This window comes from Brasilonema bromeliae SPC951, assembly GCF_012912135.1.
Lineage (GTDB): Bacteria > Cyanobacteriota > Cyanobacteriia > Cyanobacteriales > Nostocaceae > Brasilonema > Brasilonema bromeliae.
Map to the genome: position 1 here is coordinate 1 of NZ_QMEB01000393.1, position 2,228 is coordinate 2,228.

Sequence of the window (2,228 nt, forward strand, 5' to 3'; positions counted from 1 at the left end):
ATCAACCAAACTTACCAGCAGTAGAGGCAATCAGGAATGCTGCGTAGGTAAAGACGTAGCCCACAGCGAAGTGAGTTAAGCCCACCAAACGAGCTTGAACGATCGACAGAGCAACGGGCTTGTCTTTCCAGCGAATCAAGTTCGCCAAAGGAGTACGCTCGTGTGCCCAAACCAAAGTTTCAATCAACTCTTGCCAGTAACCTCTCCAAGAGATCAGGAACATGAAGCCTGTCGCCCAAACTAGGTGTCCGAACAGGAACATCCAAGCCCACACAGACAGGTTGTTCACGCCGTAGGGGTTATAACCGTTGATTAATTGAGCGGAGTTCGCCCACAGGTAATCACGGAACCAGCCCATCAGGTATGTAGAAGACTCGTTGAACTGTGCGACGTTTCCTTGCCAAATACCTAGATGCTTCCAGTGCCAATAGAACGTCACCCAACCTACGGTGTTCAATGCCCAGAACGTCGCTAGGTAGAACGCGTCCCAAGCGGAGATGTCGCAAGTACCACCACGACCTGGACCGTCGCAGGGGAAGGCGTAACCGAAGTCCTTTTTATCGGGCATCAGTTTGGAACCACGCGCATCCAAAGCACCTTTTACCAGTACCAGAACTGTTGTGTGGATCGCCAACGCAAAAGCATGGTGAACCAAGAAGTCGCCAGGACCGATGGTTAAGAACAGGGAGTTGGTGCCATTGTTGATGGCATCCAGCCAGCCTGGTAACCAAACGTTAGCGTAGTTAGGCCAAGCAGTGGCTGCAATGCTATCTGGATTAGATAACAGAACGTTCAAGCCGTAGAGCACTTTTCCGTGAGAAGCCTGAATGAATTGTGCAAACACTGGCTCAATCAGGATTTGCTTCTCTGGCGTGCCAAATGCTACCACTACGTCATTGTGGACGTACAGACCCAAGGTGTGGAAGCCCAAGAACAACGAGACCCAACTCAGGTGCGAGATGATTGCTTCTTTATGCTTGAGAACACGGTCTAGTACGTTGCCTTTGTTTTGCTCGGGGTCGTAGTCACGTACCCAGAATATTGCCGCGTGAGCAAAAGCACCGAGCATCAAGAACACAGCTATGTATTGGTGATGCGTATACAAAGCTGCTTGGGTTGTGTAGTCCTTAGCGATGAACGCGTAAGGAGGCATCGCGTACATATGCTGCGCTACCAAGGAAAGAGCGGTTCCTAACGCTGCCAGGTGAATAGACAACTGGAAGTGCAAGGAGTTGTTATATGTGTCGTACAGTCCTTGGTGAGGCAGGTTGAACTGACCTTCGGTTTTGCTGCCAAAGAAATTCTTGGCGTTGAGCATTTCTTTGATGCTGTGACCAATGCCGAAGTTCGTCCGGTACATATGACCGGCAATGATGAAGATCACCGCGATCGCCAGGTGGTGGTGAGCCATATCGGTCAGCCACAGTGATTCAGTCTGGGGATGGAAACCACCCAAGAATGTTAGAATCGCTGTCCCTGTACCTTGAGATGTACCAAACACATGGTTTGCTGTGTCCGGGTTCTGAGCGTAAACAGCCCAGTTTCCTGTAAAGAATGGTGTCAAACCTTCTGGGTGCGGCAGGGTGGTTAGGAAGTTGTCCCAACCTACGTGCTGTCCACGAGATTCGGGAATGGCAACGTGAATTAAGTGACCTGCCCAAGCCAAAGAACTCACACCGAACAAACCTGCTAAGTGGTGGTTCAAACGTGGTTCTGCACTCTTAAACCAAGCCAAGCTCGGACGGTACTTGGGCTGTAAGTGCAACCAACCAGCGAACAAGAAGACAGACGATAGTACTAACAGGAACACTGAACCTATATACAGCTCATTGTTCGTCCGCATACCAATGGTGTACCACCAGTGGTAGATGCCGGAGTAGGTGATGTTGACTGGATAGCTCGCGCCGCCTTGGGTAAACGCTTCTATTGCTGGTTTCCCGAAGTGGGGGTCCCAGATTGCGTGAGCGATTGGACGGATGTGAAGAGGATCTTTTATCCACTGTTCAAAGTTACCTTGCCAGGCCACATGGAACAGCAGGCTCGATGCCCATAGGAAGATGATTGCCACATGACCGAAGTGAGTCGCGAAAATCTTTTGGTAAAGATTTTCTTCTGTCATGCCATCGTGGCTTTCAAAATCATTCCCCGTTGCGATCGCATACCAGATCCGACGCGTCGTCGGATCCTGTGCTAGATCCTGGCTAAATTTTGGAAATTTTGTTGCCATA

The 2,228-nt window shown here is 50.1% G+C and carries 1 protein-coding gene; it reads right to left on the reverse strand.

Annotated elements, in window-relative coordinates:
* Position 1 precedes the first annotated feature (1 nt).
* A complete protein-coding gene (gene psaB / locus DP116_RS27950; protein WP_169158211.1) occupies positions 2–2,227 on the reverse strand; it encodes a photosystem I core protein PsaB in 2,226 nt (741 codons plus the stop codon).
* Position 2,228 lies beyond the last annotated feature (1 nt).

What these genes read in the sequence shown, in the direction of transcription:
- psaB (WP_169158211.1), bottom strand. Translation starts at nt 2,227, where the DNA reads ATGGCAACAAAATTTCCAAAATTTAGCCAGGATCTAGCACAGGATCCG.